General features: G+C 51.2%; 26 protein-coding genes. 6 read left to right on the top strand and 20 right to left on the bottom strand.

Annotation, left to right across the window (positions count from 1 at the left end; translation table 11 throughout):
• Positions 1–211 precede the first annotated feature (211 nt).
• From PHE17_RS15900 to PHE17_RS15885, 4 genes are all read left to right on the top strand, one after another.
• Positions 212–1,306 carry a hypothetical protein gene (locus tag PHE17_RS15900; RefSeq protein WP_301016884.1) on the top strand — a complete coding sequence of 365 codons (1,095 nt, stop codon included), beginning with the start codon at positions 212–214 and terminating at the stop codon, positions 1,304–1,306.
• Between the two features lie 47 nt (positions 1,307–1,353).
• Entirely contained in the window at positions 1,354–2,106 is a 753-nt protein-coding gene (locus tag PHE17_RS15895; RefSeq protein WP_301016883.1) for a glycerophosphodiester phosphodiesterase family protein, read from the top strand.
• 287 nt (positions 2,107–2,393) lie between these two features.
• Positions 2,394–2,615 carry an AbrB/MazE/SpoVT family DNA-binding domain-containing protein gene (locus tag PHE17_RS15890; RefSeq protein WP_301016882.1) on the top strand — a complete coding sequence of 74 codons (222 nt, stop codon included), beginning with the start codon at positions 2,394–2,396 and terminating at the stop codon, positions 2,613–2,615.
• A complete protein-coding gene (locus PHE17_RS15885; RefSeq protein WP_301016881.1) occupies positions 2,615–3,034 on the top strand; it encodes a PIN domain-containing protein in 420 nt (139 codons plus the stop codon). Before PHE17_RS15890 ends, PHE17_RS15885 begins: the two co-directional genes overlap by 1 nt.
• A 59-nt stretch (positions 3,035–3,093) precedes the next feature.
• Here the strand turns inward: PHE17_RS15885 and PHE17_RS15880 are convergent, their stop codons facing one another.
• From PHE17_RS15880 to PHE17_RS15795, 18 genes are all read right to left on the bottom strand, one after another.
• Complete coding sequence (locus PHE17_RS15880) at positions 3,094–3,372, bottom strand: RnfH family protein (RefSeq protein WP_301016880.1); 279 nt, start codon at positions 3,370–3,372, stop codon at positions 3,094–3,096.
• A 10-nt stretch (positions 3,373–3,382) separates the two neighbouring features.
• Entirely contained in the window at positions 3,383–4,060 is a 678-nt protein-coding gene (locus tag PHE17_RS15875; protein WP_301016879.1) for an electron transport complex subunit E, read from the bottom strand.
• Positions 4,060–4,662, bottom strand: a complete 603-nt coding sequence (gene rsxG / locus PHE17_RS15870) for an electron transport complex subunit RsxG (RefSeq protein ID WP_301016878.1) — start codon at positions 4,660–4,662, stop codon at positions 4,060–4,062. The genes PHE17_RS15875 and rsxG overlap by 1 nt, the downstream gene beginning before the upstream one ends.
• Positions 4,662–5,735 carry an RnfABCDGE type electron transport complex subunit D gene (locus PHE17_RS15865; RefSeq protein ID WP_301016877.1) on the bottom strand — a complete coding sequence of 358 codons (1,074 nt, stop codon included), beginning with the start codon at positions 5,733–5,735 and terminating at the stop codon, positions 4,662–4,664. Before PHE17_RS15865 ends, rsxG begins: the two co-directional genes overlap by 1 nt.
• Positions 5,732–7,204, bottom strand: a complete 1,473-nt coding sequence (gene rsxC / locus PHE17_RS15860) for an electron transport complex subunit RsxC (protein ID WP_301016876.1) — start codon at positions 7,202–7,204, stop codon at positions 5,732–5,734. Before rsxC ends, PHE17_RS15865 begins: the two co-directional genes overlap by 4 nt.
• 15 nt (positions 7,205–7,219) lie before the next feature.
• The gene (locus PHE17_RS15855; protein WP_301016875.1) at positions 7,220–7,762 is read right to left on the bottom strand and encodes an RnfABCDGE type electron transport complex subunit B; all 543 of its coding nucleotides are present in this window, start codon (positions 7,760–7,762) and stop codon (positions 7,220–7,222) included.
• 9 nt (positions 7,763–7,771) lie between these two features.
• Positions 7,772–8,353 (bottom strand): electron transport complex subunit RsxA, encoded by a 582-nt coding sequence (rsxA, locus tag PHE17_RS15850; protein ID WP_301016874.1) that lies wholly within the window; start codon positions 8,351–8,353, stop codon positions 7,772–7,774.
• A 17-nt stretch (positions 8,354–8,370) separates the two neighbouring features.
• Positions 8,371–8,874, bottom strand: coding sequence for a SoxR reducing system RseC family protein (locus tag PHE17_RS15845; protein WP_301016873.1), 504 nt, complete (start codon positions 8,872–8,874; stop codon positions 8,371–8,373).
• 156 nt (positions 8,875–9,030) lie between these two features.
• The gene (locus PHE17_RS15840) at positions 9,031–9,762 is read right to left on the bottom strand and encodes an amino acid ABC transporter ATP-binding protein (protein WP_301016886.1); all 732 of its coding nucleotides are present in this window, start codon (positions 9,760–9,762) and stop codon (positions 9,031–9,033) included.
• Between the two features lie 14 nt (positions 9,763–9,776).
• Positions 9,777–10,841, bottom strand: a complete 1,065-nt coding sequence (locus tag PHE17_RS15835; protein ID WP_301016872.1) for an amino acid ABC transporter permease — start codon at positions 10,839–10,841, stop codon at positions 9,777–9,779.
• Position 10,842: 1 nt separating this feature from the next.
• On the bottom strand, positions 10,843–11,799 hold the full coding sequence (locus tag PHE17_RS15830) for an ABC transporter permease subunit (protein WP_301016871.1): 957 nt from the start codon (positions 11,797–11,799) through the stop codon (positions 10,843–10,845).
• On the bottom strand, positions 11,796–12,758 hold the full coding sequence (locus PHE17_RS15825) for a hypothetical protein (RefSeq protein WP_301016870.1): 963 nt from the start codon (positions 12,756–12,758) through the stop codon (positions 11,796–11,798). Before PHE17_RS15825 ends, PHE17_RS15830 begins: the two co-directional genes overlap by 4 nt.
• Positions 12,755–13,651 carry a DNA methyltransferase gene (locus PHE17_RS15820; RefSeq protein WP_301016869.1) on the bottom strand — a complete coding sequence of 299 codons (897 nt, stop codon included), beginning with the start codon at positions 13,649–13,651 and terminating at the stop codon, positions 12,755–12,757. Before PHE17_RS15820 ends, PHE17_RS15825 begins: the two co-directional genes overlap by 4 nt.
• 5 nt (positions 13,652–13,656) lie before the next feature.
• On the bottom strand, positions 13,657–14,688 hold the full coding sequence (locus PHE17_RS15815) for an amino acid ABC transporter substrate-binding protein (RefSeq protein ID WP_301016868.1): 1,032 nt from the start codon (positions 14,686–14,688) through the stop codon (positions 13,657–13,659).
• 73 nt (positions 14,689–14,761) lie between these two features.
• Positions 14,762–16,312: an apolipoprotein N-acyltransferase gene (gene lnt / locus PHE17_RS15810; RefSeq protein WP_301016867.1), complete on the bottom strand. Its 1,551-nt coding sequence runs from the start codon at positions 16,310–16,312 to the stop codon at positions 14,762–14,764.
• Positions 16,313–16,343: 31 nt separating this feature from the next.
• Positions 16,344–17,216: a transporter associated domain-containing protein gene (locus PHE17_RS15805; RefSeq protein ID WP_301016866.1), complete on the bottom strand. Its 873-nt coding sequence runs from the start codon at positions 17,214–17,216 to the stop codon at positions 16,344–16,346.
• Positions 17,213–17,689 carry an rRNA maturation RNase YbeY gene (ybeY, locus tag PHE17_RS15800; protein ID WP_301016865.1) on the bottom strand — a complete coding sequence of 159 codons (477 nt, stop codon included), beginning with the start codon at positions 17,687–17,689 and terminating at the stop codon, positions 17,213–17,215. Before ybeY ends, PHE17_RS15805 begins: the two co-directional genes overlap by 4 nt.
• Entirely contained in the window at positions 17,673–18,596 is a 924-nt protein-coding gene (locus PHE17_RS15795) for a PhoH family protein (protein ID WP_301016885.1), read from the bottom strand. Before PHE17_RS15795 ends, ybeY begins: the two co-directional genes overlap by 17 nt.
• 262 nt (positions 18,597–18,858) lie before the next feature.
• On the opposite strand from PHE17_RS15795, the gene PHE17_RS15790 reads away from it, so the two are divergent.
• Both PHE17_RS15790 and PHE17_RS15785 read left to right on the top strand, forming a co-directional pair.
• Positions 18,859–20,001 carry an FIST N-terminal domain-containing protein gene (locus tag PHE17_RS15790; RefSeq protein ID WP_301016864.1) on the top strand — a complete coding sequence of 381 codons (1,143 nt, stop codon included), beginning with the start codon at positions 18,859–18,861 and terminating at the stop codon, positions 19,999–20,001.
• The gene (locus tag PHE17_RS15785) at positions 19,988–21,805 is read left to right on the top strand and encodes a response regulator (RefSeq protein ID WP_301016863.1); all 1,818 of its coding nucleotides are present in this window, start codon (positions 19,988–19,990) and stop codon (positions 21,803–21,805) included. Before PHE17_RS15790 ends, PHE17_RS15785 begins: the two co-directional genes overlap by 14 nt.
• Before the next feature lie 36 nt (positions 21,806–21,841).
• Here the strand turns inward: PHE17_RS15785 and PHE17_RS15780 are convergent, their stop codons facing one another.
• Together PHE17_RS15780 and PHE17_RS15775 are read right to left on the bottom strand one after the other, a co-directional pair.
• Positions 21,842–23,134 carry an NAD(P)/FAD-dependent oxidoreductase gene (locus PHE17_RS15780; RefSeq protein ID WP_301016862.1) on the bottom strand — a complete coding sequence of 431 codons (1,293 nt, stop codon included), beginning with the start codon at positions 23,132–23,134 and terminating at the stop codon, positions 21,842–21,844.
• 13 nt (positions 23,135–23,147) lie between these two features.
• On the bottom strand, positions 23,148–24,428 hold the full coding sequence (locus PHE17_RS15775; protein ID WP_301016861.1) for a DUF1501 domain-containing protein: 1,281 nt from the start codon (positions 24,426–24,428) through the stop codon (positions 23,148–23,150).
• Positions 24,429–24,438: the final 10 nt, after the last annotated feature.

Genomic DNA, 24,438 nt, shown 5'->3' with positions numbered 1-24,438 from the left:
CGCAAAAGTGGTCGGTTATCCACCACTGGAAGCCTGCTTTGCAGACCTTTTTACTCATGTTCGGCGAAGAGCGCGTCCCGCTCTCCGCCCTATGAAAATTTGTTACACAGTTTATTTGACAGACTCACAGCCCGCGACTCCGCCCATTCGACTCCCCGCCGCGCCCGTCATGCATAACGTTAGCATTATTCAGTCCCAACCGAGCCACAAAATGACAAATCAAGACTGGTATCCCATACTTAAAAAATTAAGTGCTGGAAAAGTTTTCATCACGTCACTTTTAATAATTGGAGTTATTCCAAGTATAATTTCTATACTTGAGGGAAATGCATTCAAATCAACAGAATTTCCACAGTTCTCTTTTTTTGGTGATTTTATTGTATGGCCAATATCTTTCATAGTTATCTTCCCAATATTAAATTCATTGTGTTATATTTTTTATACGGCATCAACATCAGCAATAAATGATGCAATATCAAATGGAGTTATAAAATTCACAAAAAAAGACGATTTAATAAATAAAGATATACTTTTGTCAAAATCAAAAATGAAATTAATTATAGTTTTGATCGCATCATTGATAATGACCTCTGCATATTGGCTTGGTCCAACTCAGATGCTTCAAGAAAAGACATGGTGTTATGGTCACTACTTTGGATTTTCTCTTCTTTTCTACACATCCGTTTTAATTTGGTTATTTGAGAGCTTTTTGATATTAAATTTATTATTTGACTTTATTCTATGGACAAGATTAGCAAAAACCATTGTTTCAGACAAAGAGAGAATTATATTTTCCCCAATTTTATTTCATCCAGATAAGTCAGCGGGCTTGTCAATTTTTGGCTCAGTAGCGACAAAAATATATTTAATAGTTTTCGTTTTAATTATTTTTGTTCTTATTCAGTTTCTTGAGAAATTTATAGCGCAACCAAACATAACAACATTAGAAGTTTTCCTTAAATATAAAGCCGTTCCTATTTCATTTTTATTCTTAATATCTATACTGCCACTGAGTTTAATCCTGCCATTATCCCCATTTTATAATGAGATTAGAGTTCAAAAACAAAAATACCTTCAACATTTACATAAAAAAACAAAAGATAAGCTAATGATTTACCAAGAAAACATCTTAGATGCATCAAGCAACGATTTAACTATAAATAAAGATGATGTTGAAAATATTTATAGCGCATACCAACACATACAAAGCATAAAAGAGTGGCCTTTTGATAGCAAAGCCATTATAACCATATTAAGTTCAATAATATTACCATTGGCAAGTCCGTTTCTTGAAAAAATATTTTAGTGAAACTAACATTTTTTATTTTATTATATCTATTAACATTTAATATTATGGCTGATATTCATAAAGGCGTTACTGCCCACAGAGGGAATTCAATCGAATTCCCTGAAAATACCCTCTCGTCAATTAAAAGTGCCATCGATCTAAAAGTGGATTGGATAGAGGTTGATATACATAAAACAAAAGATAATCAACTCGTAGTTATACATGATAAAAGTACAGGCAGAGTAGCCAATCTTAACTTATTAGTTTCTAAATCAACATACCAAGAACTTATGAATCTTGATATGTCATATAATTTCAAAAAAATTAATAACATACCCAATATTAAACTTCAAAAAATACCCTTGCTATCAGAAGCTTTTCAACTTATAAAATTTCATAATCAAGTTAAACTATCTGTTCAACCAAAATGCAATTGTGTAAAAGAGATTATTAATCTAGCAAAAGAAATGGATGTTATAAAAAACATTGGTTTCAATGATATTAGCATTAACAAGATGGCTCTTGTAAAACAAATTGATTCTGAAATTCCAGTTTTTTGGGATCGCCATCCATTCACTATAATCAGTCGTGACATAAAAAATGCGCAACAGCTAGAATTTGAATACATAATGATTCACAAAACAAGAGCCCGCCCATATTTAATAGATATGGCTCATAAATATGGAATAAAGATAGGGGTATGGACAGTAAATGAGAAAATAGAGATGGAGAGATTTCTATTAATGGGCATTGATCGTATTTATACTGATAATCCTAGATTATTAATTTCAATATCAACCAAGATTGCACAAGATTAAGATGCTAACAAATCATTCGACGACGGACGGCGTGACAGCCCGCGATTCTTACTTTCTACTCCCCGCGCCGCCCGTCAATTCGGACGTTGGCCTTATAAAGTGACGATAAACAGCACCAGATTTAATAACCGAATAAAGATGATTTCGTCATGCGTTAGCGCGGGAAAAACAGTGCCAGATTCAAACACCAGATATATTGGGTTCGTGTGCCGCGCTGATACATAGTTGCTTGTTGCCATCGCAAGTAATACCATAAGGGTCTTACTTACATATATAGAGTATGTGCCATGAGAGTAACCATCAAAGGACAAGTCACTATTCCTAGAAATATCAGAGAGATACTAGGCATTTCTCCTGAAACCGAAATCGACTTCAGAGAAGAAAATGGACGTTTCTACATAGTCAGAGTTGATGAACCCACAATCACAAGAAAATTTCACAAATTTAGAGGTATAGCAACGGCTAAAATGTCAACAGATCAAATCATGGGTCTGACAAGGGAATCATAATGAATGGCATTTTTGTAGACTCATGCGTGCTGCTTGATTTGTTTACAGATGATCCTAATTCGGCTGATTGGTCAGAGAATGTTCTTGAGAAGTATAGCAAGACAAATACGTTATATATCAACTCAATTGTTTACACAGAAGTCTCAATTGGATTCGATAAAATCGAAGAGGTAGAGGCAGCCATATCTGAGCTTGGCATCAAAGTATTGGAAATTCCGAGAGAGGCGTTGTTTTTGACTGGAAAAGTATTTCTACAATATAGAAGAAATAAAGGCACAAAGAAATCACCTCTACCTGATTTTTTTATTGGCGCACACGCGACTGTATCTCAGTTTGAGCTAATAACTAGAGACTCGGCTAAATATAATACTTACTATCCACAACTTAAACTCATTGACCCGAAAAGCGAAGATCACTAATAAAAAAGGGCGTATCCAGTACGCCCCTCTTCACTATGCAAGTCACCCAAGCATAAAAACTACGCTTCTTTCTTGCTCGCCTTAGCTTTGGCTTTCACCACTGCCGGATCACAAGTCAGCGGACGGTAGATTTCCACCCGGTCGCCGTCACTGACTGCCCCATCCAGTGGGGTGATTTTGCTGAAAATCCCCACCTTCTGCGTTGCCAGATCAATTTCAGGGAACTGTTTGAGGACGCCGGAACGCTCAATAGCGTCACGGACAGTCGCCCCTTCCGGTAATTCCACGTCGTACCATGCTTGCCGATTCAATAATGCGTAAGCGATTCCAACTTTCATCTTTGCCTCCTTACGCAACGCTGTGAGCGCCGCCCATTTGGATTTCTTTGCCCGCCGCTAGGTCAATCAGACGCTTAGCAACAACCAGCAAACCTGTCACGAGGAAGCCGCCGGGTGGCAGGATCATCATCAGGATGCCCATATCCGCAGGCAACAAGCGCATTTCCATGAACTTGAACGCAGGCCCCAGCAACAGGGATGCATCAGCGAACAGCGTACCGGAACCTGTAATTTCACGCACCGCACCGATGGCAGTCAGCGCCAGCGTGAAGCCCAAGCCCATAAAAATACCGTCCATCAATGCAGGCAGCGGTTTCTCCTTGGCAGCGAATGCTTCCAAACGTGCCAGTGGCAAGCAGTTAGAAACGATCAGCGGGATGAACAGACCCAGTACTTTGTAGAGTTCGTGCATCCACGCATTCATGGTCAGGTCAACCAGCGTCACCATCGCGGCAACGATCAGGATGAAGACCGGAATCCGTACTTCCTGCGTGATGTAATTGCGGAACAGCGACACCAGTAAGTTGGACGCTGCCATAACCACCGCAGTTGCCAAGCCCATGCCGAAGCCGTTGGTGGCACTGGTGGTCATCGCCATCGCTGGGCACATGCCCAGTAACATGCTGAGTACGCCGTTGTTTTCCCATAGCCCGTCGCGGACTATCCTGCCGTATTGCGTCGTTTCCATTACTGTGCCCCTCCCATCATTTCAGCTTTGTGTACCGCGAAGAATTCCAGCCCTTTGCGGATTGCGCCAACCACGCCACGCGGGGTAATGGTCGCACCAGAGAACTGGTCGAACTGACCGCCGTCCTTTTTCACTTTCCATTTGTCCACGGGTGGGTTGCCCAGTGACAGGCCGGTGAATTTCAAAATCCAGTCACCCTTCTTGGTTTCGATCTTGTCGCCCAGTCCCGGTGTTTCCTTGTGGGCAAGCACACGCACGCCCAACACATTACCTGCCGCATCAACACCCAGCATCAGCTTCATTTCACCCGCATAGCCGGAACCGAAGATTTCATAGGCCATGCCTGTGACTTCACCGCCTTTACGGGCGCGGAACACGGTGATTTCCTTACCTTCGTCATTTTTCATAACGACGGTATCCGTGACCGGATTGTTGTCGAGGATCTCTGCTGGCAGCACTTGGCTGAGTGACGCTTGACGGTCTTCCATCGCCCGCGCCTTAATGTCTTCCGCTGTCACCTGTTCGATAAGTGCCAGCATGATACCAAACCCCAGACAGAACGCCCCTAAGATCGCAGCATGGATCATAGTACCTTGTTTCATTAGTTGTCCCCCTTCAATGGCAGTGGCTCGCCCTTGCGGGTACGTCCAAACAGGCGTGGGCGGGTGTATTGGTCAATGATCGGTGTCAGTGCGTTCATGAACAGCACGGCAAACGCCATCCCTTCTGGGTATCCAGCAAAAGTACGGATAATCCAAACCATGATCCCGCAACCAACCGCGAACACGATCTGCCCCAACTTGGAAACAGGCGATGTCACGTAATCCGTAGCAATAAAGAATGCGCCCAAGAAAGTCGCACCCGACATCAGGTGGAACAAGCCGCTAGCGAAACGCTCAGGGTTAACCGCATTGAACAGCGTGCCCATCAGGAACACGGTTGCCATCAGGGTAAACGGGATGTGCCAAGAAATGACTTTACGCGCCATCAGGAACAAACCGCCCGCAAGGATCAGCAGTGCGGAGGTTTCACCCATACTGCCTGCGCGGTAGCCCACCGCCATGTCAAACAGGTTAGGCACTTGCGCCATAGATTCCGATACAGGAATGCCGCGAGACAGTTCGGTTTTGACGTGACCCAAAGCTGAAGCCGCGCTCATCGCATCCGGCATATTGCCGCCGAAAGTAATGCTGAAAGCATCCATCAAGCTAGGTGCATCGGCACTAAACAGTGGATGTGGCGCAACCCACGCGGTCATGACAACCGGGAAGGAAATCAGCAACACTGTCCGCCCGACCATTGCCGGGTTGAAGACGTTCTGACCGATACCGCCGAAAGCGTGTTTCGCCAAGCCGACGGCAAATACCGCTGCCAGCACGCCGACCCACCAAGGCGCCCAAGGTGGCAAGCTCATCACCAACAACCAACCTGTAAGGACAGCGGAACCGTCCAACAGGGTCGATTTCACCGGGCGACCGCCCAATGACAGAGCGCCAGCCTCAACGGCAACGCACGCCCCGACAGTAACGATGAACAGCAGGATGGCAGGCCAGCCGAACAGATACAGGTTGAACAAGGTGGCTGGCGCTAACGCCAACAGCACCAAGGTCATGGTTTTTTGGACACTGGAGGCCGCATGGGTAAACGGCCCGCTTTTACTGGTAACAATGCTCATGCACTGGCCTCTTCTGAAGTTGCTGGCGTGGATTTGTTAAGTGCTGCTTTGCGGGCAGCATCGGCGGCACGCTTGGCTTCCGCTGCTTTTTCCAAACGCAGGGTATGCGCTTCGGAAGCGGTTTTAACGCGGTCATTCTTGCGCTTTTCACGATCCTGCGCGTTGAGCATCCCTTTGGCGTAGTTGAAGTAATGCACCAGCGGAATGTGTGACGGGCATATCCACGAGCAACTGCCGCAAGATACGCAATCCATGACGCCCAGCTTGGCAGCAACATCCAGATGGTCTTTGCGGATGAAAGCCGCCATTTCCACCGGAACCAGACCGCAGGGGCAAATGGTGACGCACGTACCGCAACGGATGCAGGCTTGTACCGGGTGTTCGTTGGTTTCAGCCGCCGTCAAAGCGAGGATGCCAGACATGCCTTTAACCACCGGCACTTCCAGACTCGGCAGCGGTTGACCCATCATTGGCCCGCCGTTAACCATCCGTGCGGGTTGGCTAGCAAAGCCACCGCAGAAATTAATCAGGTCGGAAACCCGTGTACCGACGAGGGTATCAACGTTCATCGGTTCGCGCATTGCGCCGCCGCCGACCGTTACCACCCGCCCCAGTAATGGACGCCCAAAACGCACGGCTTGTTGTACCGCACGCGCTGTAGCAACGTTGTGTACCACCACGCCAATGTCAGCAGTCAATTTGCGGGCTGGGGTTTCACGCCCGGTAATGGCTTGCACCAAATGGCGTTCGGAACCCATCGGGTATTGCACAGGCACGCCCACCACCGTCACGTTACTGAACGTAGCAGCGGCTTTGGTCATGGCTTCAATCGCCTGCGGTTTGTTCTGCTCAATACCGATAACGATATTGGGAGTGCCCAGTGCGTGCGCCATGATGCGTGCGCCGTCGATAACTTCATCAGCGTGTTCGCGCATTACGCGGTCATCACAACTGAGGTAAGGCTCACATTCCGCACCGTTGAGCAACAAGGTATCCAGCTTGTGGCGAGAACCGAGGTTGAGCTTGACGGCAGAAGGGAACGCCGCACCGCCCATCCCAACGATACCGGATTCGGCAACGCGGTTAGCGATGGTTTGCGCATCTGCCGCGAACGGGTCGGCGATAGGCGCGGGCAGTTCTGCCCATTCATCTTTGCCATCGGGTTCAATCACGATGGTCGCTTGCGGCAAACCGGAAGGGTGTGGCGCGGTTTCATCAGTCACCGCCACTACCGTACCGGAAGTCGGTGCGTGTTGCGGGGCAGAAATGGCACCTTGGCTGCGGGCAATCAACTGCCCTTTTTTCACGGTGTCGCCAGCTTTTACCAAGGCTTCAGCCGGTGCGCCAATGTGTTGCTGCAAAGGAATATGCAGTGCGCTAGGCATCGGCATTGCCACGATGGCCTTTTCGCAGGTGGTTTCCTTGCGGTAATCGGGGTGGATACCGCCACGGATGGGGAATAACTTCATCTTTCCTGATTCCTCTTAATGCACTACAGGCTGCGCGGCTTCGGGTTTAGACCAGTGCCAAGTGCCGACGGTCACTTCGATAGGTTTCATGATAATCGCATCGGTTGGGCAAACCGGGACGCATTTCTTGCAACCGTGGCAAACGTCAGTAATGACGGCGTGCATCAACTTGTTTGCACCAAGGATGGCATCAACCGAACATTCACGGATGCAGCGCGTGCAGCCAATGCACAGGTCTTCAATAATGTATGCGTGTTCTGGCAGCTTTTCCTCGTGTTCGGACAAATCAGCCGTCACACCGAGTTTCTTAGCCAGCGCTTCCACCACCGCTTTGCCACCGGGAGGGCACAAGGTCACGGGTGCTTCACCGCGAGCCAACGCCGCAGCCGCTTGCCCACAGCCAACGAAACCGCATTGCCCACATTGTGAACCCGGCAACATCGCCTTCAATTCTTCTTCCAGCGGGTTTTCCTCTACTGCGAGGAAACGCGCCGCTGCTCCCAAGATGCCACCCAGTGCAACACCCATAACGGCAAGACTACCAACAGCAAGCAACATATAACCCCCTTAATTCGTCTGCATACCAGAAAAACCCATAAACGCCAGCGCCAACAGGCTAGCGACGATAAAGCCGATGGGCGGGCCTGCAAACAGGCGCGGCACTTCCGCCAATGCCAAGCGCTCACGCAGGCCAGAGAAAATCACCATAACCAAGCTGTAACCCAGCGAGGACGCAAAGCCGAATAAAGTAGCTTCGATGAAGTTCATTTTGCCTTCCACCAGCAACAGGGCAACGCCCAATACTGCACAGTTGGTGGTAATCAGTGGCAGGTAAATACCCAGCATCTGGAACAGCGGTGGGGACACCTTCCGCACGGTCATTTCAGTAAACTGCACCGCCGCCGCGATCACCAAGATGAAGGTAACAGTACGCAAATAACCCAAACCGTAAGGTTGCAGCAGGTAAGTTTCAACCGCCCAGTCCGCCATTGACGAAACCGTGATAACGAAAGTCGTCGCCATGCCCATCCCGACGGCAGTATCGACCCGCGTAGTAACGCCCATGAATGAACACAGGCCAAGGAAACGTGCCAGAATAACGTTGTTAACCAACGCGGCACTCACCATTAATAATACATACTCTCCCATGTGTTGGCCTCTTAGGTTTACTCAATATGACAGGTTTCGCCCGCGTGAGCGCGGCGTAGGAATTGGGGGGCAAGGTCGCCGCGTGTAGACAGGCGTTTCGCACTGATGCGTGCCACGATCAGCCCGATAACCAGCCCAGCAACCATCGCCAGCATGGTGATGGCATCATTGCCTACCATCCCTTGTGCGACGATCCCGGCTACCAGCAAGGTAATCAGGGGGATAGCGTAAGCAGTCAGCGAGGCTTTAACCAAGGCATTTTCACGCACGCCCACCACCACGCGCTCACCTAAGGTGAGCTTCTCTTGGTTATCCATCGGAAAACGGCGGCGTTCTAAGCTGTTGGCAGCCGTGCCAATGCCTTTTGCGCCGCACATGGACGATGAAGAACACGCGCCGCACGTGGAAGTTTGCTCTGGTTCCAGCCAAACCACGGAGCCTTCCACCGCTACCACGCGGGCAATGCCCTCCACCATCGGCGGAGCACTGAAATCGGTTGAATGGTCTTCGGATGGCATCATATCCAAGCCTCCAAGGTAGATGACATTGACAAAATTACGTGGCAACACTTACTTGATATATATCAAGATATTGCAGCCACAAATGTTTTCTGCACTGCAACATATCGCGTTGTAATATTTCTGTCAATGACCCAAATTGGGTGTTTGGGACGTGATTTAGTGTGTCAGGATTTTTGTCAAGAATTCGCGGGTACGCTCACTGCGCGGGCGGCTGAAAAAGTCGTGTGGGTTGTTCTCTTCCACGATCTGGCCTTGATCCATAAAGATCACGCGGTCAGCAACCGACTTGGCAAAACCCATCTCGTGGGTGACACAAAGCATGGTGATACCTTGCTCCGCCAGCTCGGTCATGACATCCAATACTTCCTTGATCATCTCAGGGTCGAGCGCGGAAGTCGGTTCGTCGAATAGCAGGATTTGCGGGGTCAAACACAAGGTGCGGGCAATAGCGACCCGTTGTTGCTGACCGCCGGAGAGTTGCAGCGGGTACTTGTGCGCTTGCTCGGCAATTTGCACCCGTTGCAATTGTGTCATGGCACGTTCTTCGGCTTCCGTTTTAGAGAGCTTATTGACTTGGATGGGTGCAAGCGTGAGATTTTCCAACACTGTTAAATGCGGGAATAAGTTGAATTGCTGGAATACCATGCCAACTTTGCGGCGCACGGTATTGAGGGCTTTCACATCATCGCTGAGTTCGATGCCATCCACGGTCAGCTTGCCTTGCTGGTGGCTTTCCAAGCGGTTGATACAGCGGATCAAGGTAGACTTGCCAGAACCGGAAGGGCCACAAATGACGATGCGTTCGCCCTTGCGTACCTGCAAGTCGATGTCACGCAGCACGTGGAAGTGGTTGCCGTACCATTTGTTGACTTTGGCGAATTCGATCATGTAGTCCGACATACTTAATGCACCTTTCCCCGGTTCACCTGCTGCTCCACCCACTGGCTGTAGCGTGACAAGCTGAAACAGAATACGAAATAAATGGCAGCGATAAACAAATACCCTTCCAGCTTGTACGGCATCCAGTCTGGCTGGCTGTTTACCGCCAAATCAAGCGAGCCTGTCAGTTCGTACAAGCTCACGATTGTCACCAGCGAGGTGTCTTTAAAGGTGGAAATGAAATTGTTCATGATCCCCGGCACAACCGTTGCCAAGGCTTGCGGCAGGATAATCTTGCGCTGCATCTGCCAGTAAGTCAGCCCTAAAGACGCTGCCGCCTCGTATTGCCCACGCGGGATCGCCTGCAAACCACCCCGGATCACTTCCGACAAATACGCCGCTGCAAACAACACCATTGCCACCAGCACGCGCAGCAGCACGTCAATGGAAAAACCTTCCGGCATGAACAGCGGGAACAGGAACGATGCCATAAACAGCACGGAAATCAGCGGCACACCCCGGATCAGTTCCACATACACCGTACACAGCGTTTTGAAAACCGGCAACTCCGATACCCGTCCCAATGCCAGCAATACCGCCAAGGGAAATGCCCCGACTACCGACAAGGAAGCCAGTAAAATGGTCAGCGGCAAACCGCCCCACAAGCCCGTTTCCACCAGCGCCAAGCCAAGCAAACCGCCGTGCATGAGGATGAAAAAGGCTGCCAGCACCACCACCCACAACGCCCCCAGCCACTTGCACCAGAAGACGCGCATACAACTTGCCAGCAGTAAGGCCATCAGCAATAGGGTTGCCAGCAAAGGTCGCCATTGTTCTTCAAACGGGTAGCGCCCGAAAATGATGGGGCGGTATTTTTCAGCAACCACACCCCAACACGCGCCCGTACCCCGCGCCGCGTTGCACTGTTCCACGTCCGCACCCCAAACCGCGTGGCTGATTGCCCAGCCCCATGCTTGCGGCACGGTGTACAACAGCAATGCGCCCAAGGCCAGCGTGATGCCGCTGTTAAACCAAGTGCTGAACAGATTGGTGCGAATCCATGCCAATGTGTCTTGTGTTTGCAGCATATTAACGCTCCTTGATCGCCGCGTGGCGGTTGTAAGCGTTCATCAACACCGAGGTGAGCAGCGACAAACTGAGGTAAATCAGCATGATCAGCGCAATGCATTCCACCGCCCTGCCCGTCTGGTTGATCGACGTATTGGCAATAGACACCAAATCGGGGTAGCCCACCGCCACTGCCAGCGACGAGTTCTTGGTCAGGTTCAGGTATTGGTTGGTCAGCGGCGGGATTATGACGCGCAAAGCTTGCGGCAACTGAATCAGCCGCATGGTTTGCGCACGGCTCAAACCCAAAGCCATTGCCGCCTCATGCTGACCACGCGGGACAGAGGCAATGCCACTGCGCACGATTTCCGCAATGTAGGATGCGGTGTAAAGCGTCAGGCCGAGCAGCAACGCGAGGAATTCCGGCGATACCGTAATCCCGCCGTTAATGCCAAACCCCGCTTTGACGGGCATATCCCCAAACCAAGGCAAGGCCAGCCCCGCTTTGGTCAGGTACATACCAAGGAAAGGTTCAGCATCCATCACATCCGGCAGCAATTCGACGCAAATCAGATACCACATCAGCAGTTGCAACAACACGGGGATATTGCGGAAAGTTTCCACATACGTCAGGCACAAGCCGCGTATCAGCACATTGCGGGAAAATCGCCCTACCCCCAGCAAGACACCGAGCAAGGTGGTAAGGATAATCCCCAACACTGCCACCCGTAAGGTATTGCCAAACCCCGTGAGGAACGCTTTCCAATAAGATTGGGTAGATTCAAAACTAAACAGGCTTTCGCTGATGTCAAACCCGGCAGGCTGCCACAAGAAACCAAAACCGCTCTGGATGCCACGGATACGCATGTTTTCCAGCGTATTATTCGCCAGCACCGCGATGCAGAAAGCCACCAGCAGCAACACCAAAAGCTGGTAAATCCACCCGCGTATTTTCTGGTTACGCCAGAGTGCCATCATCTAACGTCCCCATTTTGTTGTGGATCAATAGCAATGCCGTCAAGATTCTGCCCATGCTTAGCCAGCAGTGACCAAAGGTCAGCATAGAAAAAGTGGTCAATGGTTTTGATATGCTGTGAAAGCAGCGCGTCCTCACGCATATTCGGGCGAATGTCACAATAATACACGCCATCCAACGGATTCAGTTTGACCGTATACGCTTTGAAATGACCGGGCAAGAAGGTTGCACTAACGCCGTATTCATTCTCACGCTTGGTTTTCTTACGTTGAATATCATTCAGGAATATAGCAATGTGCGGCAAAGCCGTATCAGTGAGACGGTTATACAAGAACTTATCCATAAAGACTTTATCAATACGGTCTTTACTGGAAGTTTTCACCGAACCAATGATTTTCAGTTCACCATCTTTACTAAGCAACAAATCATGCTGGTAACTGGACTTGAAAAGCTCACTCCCATCCGCGTCTTTGACAGGAACTTGCATTGTCCCTGATACGCAATCCACGTTAAGCGATACAATCAGCAGCCGGATCAATCGCTCGAATAAATCACCGTTGACTTTTCTGGCTTGGTTTGACTTTCCGGCAGGCAATGCATCCAACGCTGCACCAATAGCTTGTTGAAGCGTGTAAATGGTACGGATCAGGTTTTCCCGTAAATCATCGGCAGGCTGCTGACCATCCCGTAACTGTTCAAGTGTTGCAGTGAACTGCTGCGCTGCTTGGGGAAAACCTTCCGCACCGTACATCAAGCGTGAATTGACCGGGCGCGTAATGTTAAAACCACCCTCTTCCCTGTACTGGAAAAACTGGTAGTGGCTTTCATTTTGCGACACGATCCGCGCCTGCAAGCCCGTATCGACGTACTCCAAGTACCGGGTACAAAAGTCGATGTAATCGGCAACGCTACGGAAACGCTCTTTATCTGTCGCGTAACCCACTAAATCAGAGAGGTTCATCGGATAGACTCCCTGCGTTCTGCGGTTTTCCGGTCGTGGGCAATCCACTCGTCTTTAGTCATGCGACGTACATTTTCTAGCCGCCCAATCGCCCAGCGGTTGTATTGCGGATCAAGGTCACACGCCAGCCAACGGCGGTTAAGTTGCTCTGCCACCACTGCTGTTGTGCCAGAACCGGAAAACGGGTCAACAACCAAATCCCCTTCATTGGAGGAAGCCAGTACAAATTTACGCACTAACTCTTCGGGCTTTTGGGTGGGATGCGGTGTCTTTTCCCCCATGCCGTTGCAAGTAGTGGGAATATCCATCACATCTTTTGGCTTCGCACCCTTAGGATGCGGTGTCCAATTATCACGTGGCTTGCTCGCCCCCTTGCCATAGGCACTGGTATCAGCCTGTGGATGAGAGGGATATTTCAGTGTATGCGCCCCGTAAGGTGTGCGCACATCGTCAATATTCAGTTTGGCAACGTCAGATTTGCGGAAATGAATGATGCTTTCGTGTGAACGCCCCCAATCACCGCCTAAATTCGCCTTATTTTTGTAGTGCCAAATAAGCCAACGGCAATGCTTGAAATACTTTGAGGCGGGGTGTTTCAAATCAGCCAAAATCTCTGAAAAGCCGCACACATACAAAGACCCCGTAGGCTTTAATACCCGCGAGGCTTGCTTGATCCATTGAATAGACCACTCGATGTATTTTTCTTGGCTGTCAAAATTATCCCAGTCGGCTTTTTTAATATTGTAGGGTGGATCGGCAAACACCAAATCCACACTCGCATCCGCCAACGAAGCCAACCACGCCAATGAATCCCCCTGATACAAACGACCATTAGCGTGTTCGTATTGCAATTGGAAACTGCAAATAGGCTCAACGAGGGATAATGGCTCCATCTGCATTAACGGATCGGTGGCGCGTACAAAATACCGCCTTTGTTCCACAAATTATTGAGGCCGCGTTCCAGTTTCAGCGGGGAACCCTTGCCGACGTTACGCTCGAAAATTTCGCCGTAATTGCCTGTAGCTTTGATCGCACGGTAAGCCCATTCCTTATCCAGCCCCAGTAATGCGCCCATGTCTTCGCTTGTGCCGAGGATGCGTTGGATATTGGGGTCAGTGCTGGTTTTCTTTTCGTCGAGGTTGGCTTGGGTAAGACCGTATTCTTCGCCTTCGACCAGTGCATTCAGCACCCACTTGGAAATGGCAAAAAACTCGTCATCGCCACGGCGTACCAATGGCCCCAACGGTTCTTTGGAAATGATTTCCGGCAGGATGATGTTGTCATCTGGCACTTTCGCGGCAACCCGTTCAGCAGCTAACCCGGAAGCATCAGTCGTGTAGGCTTGGCAACGTCCGCTGTGGTACGCGCCAGTCGCGGCTTCGTTCTTTTCAAACACCAGCGGTTTGATTTTCAGGTTATTAGCGCGGGCGTAATCGGTGAGGTTCTTTTCGGTGGTCGTGCCGGACTGCACGCACACGGTCGCATTGTCGAGCTGCTTAGCGCTGGTGACTTTGAGTTTCTTATCCACCATGAAGCCTTGACCGTCGTAATACATCACCCCGACAAAGTTCGCCCCCAAGGAGGCATCGCGAGTCAATGTCCACGTGGTATTGCGCGAAAGGATGTCCACCTCACCCGATTGCAAAGCAGTAAAACGCTGCTGGGCATTGAGCGGAACCCATTTCACCTTGCTGGCATCACCAAGGACGGCAGCGGCAAGGGCTTTGCAGTAATCCACATCCATCCCGCTCCAGTTGCCATTGCTGTCAGCGGCGGAAAAACCAGCGAGCGCAACATTGACGCCGCACACCAACTGACCGCGTGACTTAATGGTATCCAAGGTTTTACCCGCGTGGGCAGGCAAGCTGAGTAAGGCTGCGGCGCACAGGGCAAAACCTGCGAGCTTGCGGGAAACAGAAATCTTTGGCATGACGATCCTTAGCAAGGTATTTAGTGTTGAATATCGGCAGATTTAAGCAACAACTCGCCGCTAAGTAAATACATCAATAAAACTTGCCGCGCATCCATGCCAATGGCGCTACAAACAACAGCAGCATCAGCGAAATAATCAGCCAGTTACCCACTTTGACGTAAGGCGTCCAGCCAGTCATCGGCACAGCATAACCCGACAGCACACCTGCTTGGTACTGCGGAATGGATGCCGTCACCTTACCTTTCTCATTGATGATCGCGCTCACCCCGTTATTGGTGGCACGCAACAAGAAACGCCCAGCTTCCAACGCCCGCATCCGCGCAATTTCAGCGTGTTGTGTCGGTTCAATTGAGCCAGTAAACCAACCGTCATTGCTGACATTGACCAACAGCGTGGCTTCCGGCAAACCTTTGATCATTTCTTCGGCGTAAGCATCTTCGTAACATACCGACATACGCACGGGCTGACCCGCAACGGTCAGGGTATTAGCCCCTTTCCACGACGTTACATTGTCATACGGCAGCTTGATGATGTTTTCCAGAAAACGCAGGTATTCTAACAAGGGAATGTATTCGCTGAAGGGAACCAGATGCTGCTTGCCGTACACATCGACCCCGGTTGCCACGGACTTTTCGACATCGTGCGAGCCACCCACCGCCATCACTGCATTATAGACTGCCTCTTTTTCGGCATCGCGGAAAAAGCCACCCACCAGCATCTCGGTATTTGCGTCGTGCGTCCATTGCTGTAGCGGCAGCATCACATCGTCTTTGGAGAAATGGAAGAAATCCGACAGCGCCGTTTCCGGCCAGATCACCAGATGGGAGGTTTCAACATCGGGGTATTTGTCCCCGTCCATCAAATTCAGGTATGCCTGCACATTTTCATTGCGGAAGGTGGGATCCCACTTGGTTAGCTGATCAACATTGCCTTGCAACATGCTGACGTATAAAGGTGCGCCACTCGGTTGTGTCCACTGAATTTGCCCCAAACCAAAGCCCCCAGCAGTCGTGACCACCGCCAAACTGACGGCAATGATGCGTTCGCGCATGGAACCAACGACCAACACCACCAATGCGCCCGCGCCCAAGGCCACCAACCAGCTTACCCCTAATACCCCAGTAATCGGCGCGTAACTTGCCAGCCACGTATCAATCTGCGTCGTCCCCAATTGCAACCATGGGAACCCGGTCAGGAACCAACCCCGGAACCATTCAGTCAGCACCCATGCTGCCGGATAAATAACAAGTAATCGCATGATTGCCGACAAGTGATCCGCATAAGACGCCAGCCAGCCAAACAGCATCAGGCACAAGCCCACAATCACCACAAACAGCGTCACCATCAACACGGCAACGAAATTATTTGCCCCGCCGAAAAAATGAATGCTGACATAAATCCAGTGCGCCCCGCCTGCGAACAAGCCAATGCCGAATACCCACGACAAGCGCAGACGTTGTTTCAGGGAAACGGACTTCAGGTTTAACCAGAAAAATACCGCCGGAGCCAACCACGCCAAGGGGCGCAGTTCGAGCGGGGCAAAGGCAAGCACCATTGCGCCCCCCGCAAGGAAGGCCAACAGGTAGTCAAACTTATTCAGGGAATCACGGAAAGACAGCATAAGGTTATCCAGCCAACAAAACTGCCGCGCATTATAACGCAGGCTCTTGTCCCGAGATATGACAATCAGTGTGCGGCAACACTTCCAGCAGCAAGATGCGGCGCATATCACAGCGCAGCACACGGAACAGCCAGCCGCTCAGCACCAGTTCTTCCCCTTGGCAGGGAATTTTTCCCAATTCATCAATAATAATGCCCGCAATGGTATCGAATTCATCGGTATCGAACTGCGTACCCACAGCAGCATTGAATTCAGCAATCGGGGTAGCAGCCTCCACGATAAAACTGCCATCACCCTGCGGTAGGATGTGGTTGGCAGTGTCTTCATCGTCATCATGTTCATCGTCGATTTCACCGACAATCTGTTCCAACACATCTTCAAACGTCGCTAGACCCGCAATCCCCGAATACTCGTCAATCACCACCGCCATGTGGTTATGGGTATTGCGGAATTCTGCCAGTAGCTTGTTCAGGGGCTGACTTTCAGGGACGATCAAAGCGGGGCGGATAATCGCGTCAATATTGAATTCGTGTTCGCGCCCAATGTATTTGAGTAGGTCTTTTGCCAGTAAAATCCCCGCCAAGTCATCACGGTCTTCGTCCACCACCGGATAGCGGGAGTGTTCGGTCACGGCAATACGCTGAAGGATTTTAGTGAAATCGTCTTGGTAATGGATGAAATTGATCTGCGAACGCGGAACCATAACGTCACGTACTTGTAACGCCCCAAAGTCCAATATCCCCTGTATCATCCCGACCATTTCAGTGGGCAGTAAATTTTTTTCATTCGCCCGTTGCAGGTCTGCCATCAAGTCTTCCCGGCTTTGGGAAGTGAGGTCGAGTTTTTGTATCAGCCATTGTTTCCATCGCGGTCGAGGTCGCGAGTCACCTATATCGCTTTTCATTTTTCCTCAATCGGTAGTTGATAAGGGTCGGGAAAGCCGAGTTTCCCCAAGATTTCCGTTTCCAGCGTTTCCATCTCTTCGGCTTCGCTATCCGTTATATGATCATAGCCTTGTAAATGCAACAAACCATGTACCAGCAAATGCGCCCAATGTTGGGTAAGGGTTTTGCCCTGCTCTGCTGCTTCGCGTTCGACTACCGGCAAGCAGATGACCAAATCGCCGAGGTATTCGGTTTCATCGTCTTCCAACGGAATCGGCGGGACATCGTAAGGGAATGACAACACGTTGGTCGGGTAATCTTTCTGGCGGTAATCGCGGTTCAGTTCCTGACTCTCGGGCACATCCACGATACGCACCACGACCCCGGCTTCACCATCGCCTTGCCATGCGGCTTGCGCCCAGTGTAATACATCGGCCTCAGCAGGAAGCGTGCTGTAATTTTCAGGGTTTTGGATGTCAATCAGCAGACTCATACTCACGCCTTTCCCGGTCATAGCCTTCGTAGGCTTCAACAATTTTCTGCACCAGCTTATGCCGCACCACATCGCGCCCACTGAACCAGTTGAAACTGATACCCTTTACCCCTTCCAAGATTTCCACTGCCTGCTTGAGGCCGGATTTCTGGTTACGCGGCAAGTCAATCTGGGTAATGTCGCCGGTAATCACCGCAGAAGAGCCAAAGCCCAAACGGGTGAGGAACATTTTCATCTGTTCGGCGGTAGTGTTTTGTGCTTCGTCCAACAGGATGAAGGCATCGTTCAAGGTACGCCCGCGCATGTAGGCCAACGGTGCGACTTCGATCACGTTACGTTCGATCAGCTTGCTGACCTTTTCGATGCCCATCATTTCGTACAGCGCGTCATACATGGGGCGCAGGTAAGGGTCGATTTTCTGGCTCAAATCACCGGGCAAAAACCCTAAGCGCTCCCCCGCTTCCACCGCAGGACGCACCAGCACCAAACGCCGTACTTCATCGCGTTCCAGCGCTTCGACCGCACATGCCACCGCTAGCCACGTTTTACCCGTACCGGCAGGCCCGATGCCGAAAGTGACATCGTGGGCGCGGATATTCTGGATGTAGTGGCTTTGCGCCAACCCTTTGGGCTTGATGTAGCCACGCCGGGTGCGGATGCGCACATCATCACTGCTATTCGCAGCCACTTTGTCGAGATTGGCTTCTTGCAGGAATAAATGCAGGCTTTCCGGGCTAAGCACGGTATCGGCGGTTTCGCGGTACAGGTCGTGCAGGAGATTAATGCCTAATTGGACGGACTGCGGCGTTCCAGTAAGCTGGAACAGGTTACCACGGTTATTGATTTCAACACCTAAACGGTTTTCCAGTTGACGCAAATGCTGGTCAAACTGACCGCAAAGGTTCATGAGGCGTCCGGTATCGGCAGGTTCAAGTTCAATCTGGACGGTGTGCCTGTCATCAGCCGCCGCAGTTATGTTTGTAGTGCTCAAGGAAACGGAAAATTCCGTAAATTATTCAGGCTTTAGAGTATAGCCAGCACACCGGGCAGGTTCAACCATTCCGACAAATGGTAGACGCGGCAATGAACCTTCCTGTGATATTATTTTTTGAGCAAAAATACATAAAAATCACGGGTAACGCACCCGCCGCGACAGGGGATAATGACCAATGCAGGTTGTGTTAACATTTTTCACGCAAACGACGGGATGGCATAAACCGCTGCCTGACCTTGATTCGCCGCAAACGTTGGTACTGGTATTTGGTGAACCCGATGGCAAACCTTACCAACACACACTCGACGAGCTTCGGCGCAAATACCCTACATCCGTGATTGTAGGCTGTTCCACCGTTGCTGGCATCTTCAATGAGAAAGTGTTGGAAAACGCTTTAGTGGTCGGTGTCATCCGTTTCAAAACCAGCCGCGTATCACTAGCCATTGCTGAATTGCGCGACCAAAGTGATTCCCAACGCGCGGGCCATCAAATTGCGGAAACGCTGAATGCCCCCGATTTGAAAGGCATCCTCATCCTCACCGATGGTTTGAATACCCACGGCACAGAGTTGCTGCGCGGCATGAGCACTTACATCAACCCGCAGCAGGTGAATGTTGTAGGTGGTTTAGCCAGCGACGCCATGCAGTTTAAATCAACGTGGGTACTGTGTGATGGGGTTCCCGCTTCCCACCGGGTTTGCGGTATCGGCTTTTACGGTAAAAATATGGTATTTGCGGGGCAAGCCAAAGACGGTTTCAAACCTTTCGGCCCCGAACGCCTGATTACCCGCGCCGATGACCGTACCCTGTACGAAATCGACCATCGCCCAGCCTTGGAACTTTACAAGGAATACCTTGGCGAACACGCTAACGACCTGCCTGCCTCTGCGCTGCATTACCCGCTGGCAATCTGGCAGGATGACAAAAGGCACTACGCAGTGCGCGTCCCAGTCGCGGTGAATGAGGCCGACAATAGCTTGAGTTTCGTGGCGGACATCCCCACGGGCTACCGCACCCAATTTATGTACGGCAATACTGACGACTTGGTTGACAGTGCGGAAGCCGCTGCCCGTAACCTTATCCGGCACTTGCCCCCTAATACCCCGATCTTGGCACTCACTATCAGTTGTGCGGTGCGCAAACTTACAATGGGCGATGATACCGACCAAGAGCTGGAAACCGTACTGGATACCTTACCACCCGGTAGCCAGCAATTCGGGTTCTATACCTTCGGCGAACTTGCGCCCACCGAACAGGGGGGTGCTTGCGCCCACCAAAACGCCACCATGACATTGACGGTATTGTATGAAGGAAGTTAAGCCCCTCAACCGCCGCTTAGAAAAACAACTCAAGCGTAGCGGCCTGACCGACAGCAACCTGCCCAACGACTTAAGCCAGTGGCAGGAATTCCTGCACTTGGTTGACCGCTCCTACGTCGGGTCGAGTGATGCCCAATACCTGCTGGAACGTTCGCTGGAAGTTTCCTCGCAGGAAATGCGCAAGCTCTACGATGACCTCAAGGCCGAAACCGAACAGCGCATCGAAGCCCTGCACAAGTCCGAGCAGAAAACCCGTTTCATGGCCAACATGAGCCACGAGTTGCGCACCCCGATCCACGGTATCCTTGGCTCGTTGGAAATCGTCAAGGGCACAGAACTCGATACCCGCCAAAAACTGTTTGTCGATACCGCCTACGCCTCTTGCGAAGTCATGCTGGATGTCATCAATAACATCCTCGACTTTTCCAAACTCAAAGCGGGCAATATTGAGCTGGAAATCATTGAGTTTTCCCCGCGTGAATTGGTGGAAAGCATCAGCAGCATCATGTCGACGATGGCACAGGAAAAGAACCTCGAAGTCCAATCCTACATTCCTGAAACCATCCCTGCCCGCGTTAAAGGCGACCCAGCACGCTTACGCCAGATGCTGATGAACCTGATCGGCAATGCCATCAAGTTTACCGACCAAGGCGAAGTTTATACCGGGCTGGAACTGCGTGAAGTCAAGGGCGAACATGCCGTACTGCGTTTTGAAGTACGCGACACCGGCATTGGTATTCCCGCCGCCATGCACAAAAGCATTTTTGAATCCTTCGTGCAGGTCGATGCCAGCATCAACCGCCGTTACGGGGGAACGGGCCTTGGTTTGACCATCGTGCGCGAGTTTGCCGAAATGATGGGCGGGCGCGTAGGGCTGGAAAGCGTTATCGGACAAGGCAGTGTCTTCTGGTTTGAAATTCCCACCTTGATTGTTGAAAACCACCATGCCAGCACCAAAATCCAGCAACTCGAAGGTTGCCGCGTGATGGTGGTCGACGACAATGAAACCAACCGGCGGATTTTGGAAAACTACCTGCACGCTTGGAAAGCGGAAGCCGTGATCCTCAGCAATGGCCCTGATGCCTTACTTAAGTTGGATGAAGCCTTGCTGGAAGACAAACCGTTCGACATCCTGCTGTTGGACTGGTTTATGCCGCAAATGGATGGCATCGCACTGGCGAAAGCTATCCGCTCTGACCCGCGCCATGACCACACCCCGATTGTGATGCTCACCTCTTACGGCATTTCACAGGAAAAGCAGAAACAGGCCGGGGTGCAATCTGCCGTTACCAAGCCCGTGCGTTCCGTCACCTTGCGTGATGTGCTAAGCGACACCTTACGGCGTTACGCCCGCCCCAAAACCGAACCCAGCAAACCTGTTGCCGTCAAACCACCGCCCAAACAGATACAGTCACCCGCCATCCTGCTGGCAGAAGACAACCCGGTCAACGCCCTGATCGCTATTACCATGCTGGAAAAGGTCGCTATCCAAGTTGATCACGTCACCACCGGCAAACTGGCGCTCAAAGCCATGCGCACCCGCCCTTACAAGCTGGTACTGATGGATATCAATATGCCGGAAATGGATGGCTACACCGCCACCCGCTACATCCGCAAATGGGAAAAAGAAGGTCTCCTCAAAGACCGCACCCCTGTCATTGCCATGACAGCCAATGCGTTGAAAGGTGACAAGGAAAAATGCCTAACTGTGGGAATGGACGATTACCTGCCCAAACCCGTCAAGCAAGATGAGCTATTGAAGCTGGTGAAACGTTGGTTGGAACAAGTCGAAGCCGTTGCCTAAGCAAACAGGCCAACCGTTACGTTGGCCTGCTAACGATCAGAAAAAGACATCACGTGTAAAGTTGTTGTACCAGCTATAAGCGTATTGCACATCAATCAGATGATCTTCATCGGAACCCGCCAACGGCGACATACCGCCCGAATTCGGCAGGGTTTCAATACTTTGCCGATCTGCTGCTAGCCGATACAGGCCGACCACGGAAATGGCATAACCATCCCCGACAATGCTGTAACAACCGTTACTGAACGAAGTCCGCCCCGGTTCACGCCCATTCAATAAGGCCGCTACAGCTAATGCGCAGGCTTTCGCTTCAGAATTTGCCGCAAACCCAGATTTGGGCAAGGGGCTGGCAATGCAAGCATCCCCGATGACATGGATGTTTTCACGCAGGGTAGATTCAAAACTGGCAAAACCCACCGGACACCAACCACTGGCGTCGGTCAAACCAGCAGTAAATGCCAACGCCCCCGCTTTCTGCGCCGGAATCAGGTTCAAGACACCCGCGTTGACAGTTTGCCCGCCTACGGTGGTAACAGATTTATTCGCGGCATCAAGGCTAACCACGGTCTTATCCGCACCGGAAACCCATTCAATCATGGCATTATTGCTGCCATAACCGTAGAGCTTCATCCACGCCTCTTCAAACAAGGGCTGCTTGGTAAAGCTGGCTTTGGGGTCAAGGATAATGACCTTGCTGTTCGGTTTGTGCTTTTTGAAATAGTTGGCAACTTGGCTGGCACGCTCATACGGTGCGGGCGGGCAACGGTAAGGGTTAGGTGGCGCAACCAGCACGAATGTACCACCGTTGGGCATAGCCTCAAGCTGGGAACGCAAGATAGTGGTCTGTTCCCCCGCCTTCCACGCATGAGGAATTTGCTGGGCAACCTCTGCGCTGTAACCCGCAACGGTTTCGTAGCGGTAATCAATCCCCGGCGACACGATGCAGCGGTCATAGCTGAAATCGCCTGCGCTGGTTTTCACCACTTTCGCGCTCGCATCAATGGCAGTGACTTCGGCTTGCACCACATTGATACCGCGCTTTTGCAATTCAGCGTAACCGAATTTCAGGGAATCCAGCGTGCGGTCACCACTCAGCACCTCGTTACTCATGTAGCAGGTGTAATAGAACGGGTTCTTTTCGATTAGCGTAATATTGATGCTCGGGTCTGCCAGCTTCAAATACTTGGCTGCTGTCGCCCCGCCCGTACCGCCACCGATAATCACCACATTCGCGTTTGCACCCCAGCTACGCGCCGAAATGCCGGACATCAACACCAAACCACCCGCGCCCAAGGCTTTGAGGAAGTCCCGACGGTTTACTCGTGTCATAGTTATTTTCTCCTTAAACCGTGATGCCACTGGAAACGGCGGGGTTAAACAAGGCCATCGGTTCCGCCTTGAGGCTGTAACGCTGCGCCAACGCATGACCGTCAATGCCTAACAACTTACGCAACTCGGCGTGGACGTGTTTGGTCTGCAAATAAACACCGTTAGCATCTGGCAACAAGGTGTCAGGGTTGATCTTGACGCGCTCGTGTCCGGGGCCGCTGATACCCACAATACGGTTTGCCCACGGTGCGTTTTTCGCCATGATGAAATCGCTGCCCAATGACCAGTGGTCTTTACCGTTAGTGGAATTGTAACCGGGGGTACGTCCGACATCGGAGGTGACATGCACCACCAAGCGATCACTCAGCCCCATGCTATCAGCTTTCGTCCACAAGTAATCCAGCAAGCGGGTCATGTCAGTCAAGGTGTTAGTGTGAGCCGTATCGTGGTTGCCGTGCGAATCCCAGCCGCCCGTACTGAAACTCCCCGTCGCGGTCATCCCTGCTGCCGCCAGCACCAAAAACATGTGCAATTCACGGATGCCATTGCGCCGCACACCTGACAGGTCATTGGTATCTAGGGTAGAAGGCAACACAGTCCCCAAGGCTTTGATGTCCGCACTGCCAGCACGGGCGCGTTGCAATTCATCTAACTTACGCTGCCAGCGCGGCAAGTTGTCCGGCTGCTGCTGTTGCACCGCCAAACGTTCCTGCTCGTAACGGTGCAGCAAATCCAGATGGGATGGCGCGTAATAGGTCTTCGTGCCGTAATTAAAGTTCGGGTTCGCCAAGGTACGCAGCAGGTTTTCATCCGGCAATGCGGTAAACGGCATAATCCCGACCGTGCCATCAAACCCGCCTTGGCGCACGAACGGCATCGGCAAGCCTGCGCCCACCGCCGCTGCGAACAACTCATTGGTGGAAGGCGAACCATCCATCAAGTTGCCGGTATTGCGGGTACGGCTAGCGGCATCATGCCCATTGGTTTGGATGTCGATCCCGTTGATGAGCAAGAGCGAGTTGTAATACTTATTGAAAAAAGCCGCGTTCTCCGCCATCGGCGCGTAGCGCAAGTTGCCTGCCACCCCAGCTTTCAGGGTACTCGCCCAACGGTTAATGGCAGGATTTTCACGCGGGTCGGAAAAGGAGCTGTGATCCCAGCCCCCGCCCAGATGCACGGTCAGCAACACTTTGCCGGTATGCAAGTTAGCCGCATAGGCACTATGCCCTGCCCCGCCGAACACACCAGCCAGCCCCGCAGCGCCCGCCAGTTTCAGAAAGTTACGTCTATTCATGGCCTATCCT

It is taken from the genome of Thiothrix sp., assembly GCF_028714775.1.
GTDB lineage: Bacteria > Pseudomonadota > Gammaproteobacteria > Thiotrichales > Thiotrichaceae > Thiothrix.
This window is presented reverse-complemented; position numbering and strand designations above follow the sequence as displayed.

Bases quoted from the DNA above. Each gene is read 5' to 3' on its own strand.
- PHE17_RS15900 (WP_301016884.1), top strand. From the start codon at position 212: ATGACAAATCAAGACTGGTATCCCATACTTAAAAAATTAAGTGCTGGA.
- PHE17_RS15895 (WP_301016883.1), top strand. From the start codon at position 1,354: ATGGCTGATATTCATAAAGGCGTTACTGCCCACAGAGGGAATTCAATC.
- PHE17_RS15890 (WP_301016882.1), top strand. From the start codon at position 2,394: ATGAGAGTAACCATCAAAGGACAAGTCACTATTCCTAGAAATATCAGA.
- PHE17_RS15885 (WP_301016881.1), top strand. From the start codon at position 2,615: ATGAATGGCATTTTTGTAGACTCATGCGTGCTGCTTGATTTGTTTACA.
- PHE17_RS15880 (WP_301016880.1), bottom strand. From the start codon at position 3,372: ATGAAAGTTGGAATCGCTTACGCATTATTGAATCGGCAAGCATGGTAC.
- PHE17_RS15875 (WP_301016879.1), bottom strand. From the start codon at position 4,060: ATGGAAACGACGCAATACGGCAGGATAGTCCGCGACGGGCTATGGGAA.
- rsxG (WP_301016878.1), bottom strand. From the start codon at position 4,662: ATGAAACAAGGTACTATGATCCATGCTGCGATCTTAGGGGCGTTCTGT.
- PHE17_RS15865 (WP_301016877.1), bottom strand. From the start codon at position 5,735: ATGAGCATTGTTACCAGTAAAAGCGGGCCGTTTACCCATGCGGCCTCC.
- rsxC (WP_301016876.1), bottom strand. From the start codon at position 7,204: ATGAAGTTATTCCCCATCCGTGGCGGTATCCACCCCGATTACCGCAAG.
- PHE17_RS15855 (WP_301016875.1), bottom strand. From the start codon at position 7,762: ATGTTGCTTGCTGTTGGTAGTCTTGCCGTTATGGGTGTTGCACTGGGT.
- rsxA (WP_301016874.1), bottom strand. From the start codon at position 8,353: ATGGGAGAGTATGTATTATTAATGGTGAGTGCCGCGTTGGTTAACAAC.
- PHE17_RS15845 (WP_301016873.1), bottom strand. From the start codon at position 8,874: ATGATGCCATCCGAAGACCATTCAACCGATTTCAGTGCTCCGCCGATG.
- PHE17_RS15840 (WP_301016886.1), bottom strand. From the start codon at position 9,762: ATGATCGAATTCGCCAAAGTCAACAAATGGTACGGCAACCACTTCCAC.
- PHE17_RS15835 (WP_301016872.1), bottom strand. From the start codon at position 10,841: ATGCTGCAAACACAAGACACATTGGCATGGATTCGCACCAATCTGTTC.
- PHE17_RS15830 (WP_301016871.1), bottom strand. From the start codon at position 11,799: ATGATGGCACTCTGGCGTAACCAGAAAATACGCGGGTGGATTTACCAG.
- PHE17_RS15825 (WP_301016870.1), bottom strand. From the start codon at position 12,758: ATGAACCTCTCTGATTTAGTGGGTTACGCGACAGATAAAGAGCGTTTC.
- PHE17_RS15820 (WP_301016869.1), bottom strand. From the start codon at position 13,651: ATGGAGCCATTATCCCTCGTTGAGCCTATTTGCAGTTTCCAATTGCAA.
- PHE17_RS15815 (WP_301016868.1), bottom strand. From the start codon at position 14,688: ATGCCAAAGATTTCTGTTTCCCGCAAGCTCGCAGGTTTTGCCCTGTGC.
- lnt (WP_301016867.1), bottom strand. From the start codon at position 16,312: ATGCTGTCTTTCCGTGATTCCCTGAATAAGTTTGACTACCTGTTGGCC.
- PHE17_RS15805 (WP_301016866.1), bottom strand. From the start codon at position 17,216: ATGAAAAGCGATATAGGTGACTCGCGACCTCGACCGCGATGGAAACAA.
- ybeY (WP_301016865.1), bottom strand. From the start codon at position 17,689: ATGAGTCTGCTGATTGACATCCAAAACCCTGAAAATTACAGCACGCTT.
- PHE17_RS15795 (WP_301016885.1), bottom strand. From the start codon at position 18,596: ATGAACCTTTGCGGTCAGTTTGACCAGCATTTGCGTCAACTGGAAAAC.
- PHE17_RS15790 (WP_301016864.1), top strand. From the start codon at position 18,859: ATGCAGGTTGTGTTAACATTTTTCACGCAAACGACGGGATGGCATAAA.
- PHE17_RS15785 (WP_301016863.1), top strand. From the start codon at position 19,988: ATGAAGGAAGTTAAGCCCCTCAACCGCCGCTTAGAAAAACAACTCAAG.
- PHE17_RS15780 (WP_301016862.1), bottom strand. From the start codon at position 23,134: ATGACACGAGTAAACCGTCGGGACTTCCTCAAAGCCTTGGGCGCGGGT.
- PHE17_RS15775 (WP_301016861.1), bottom strand. From the start codon at position 24,428: ATGAATAGACGTAACTTTCTGAAACTGGCGGGCGCTGCGGGGCTGGCT.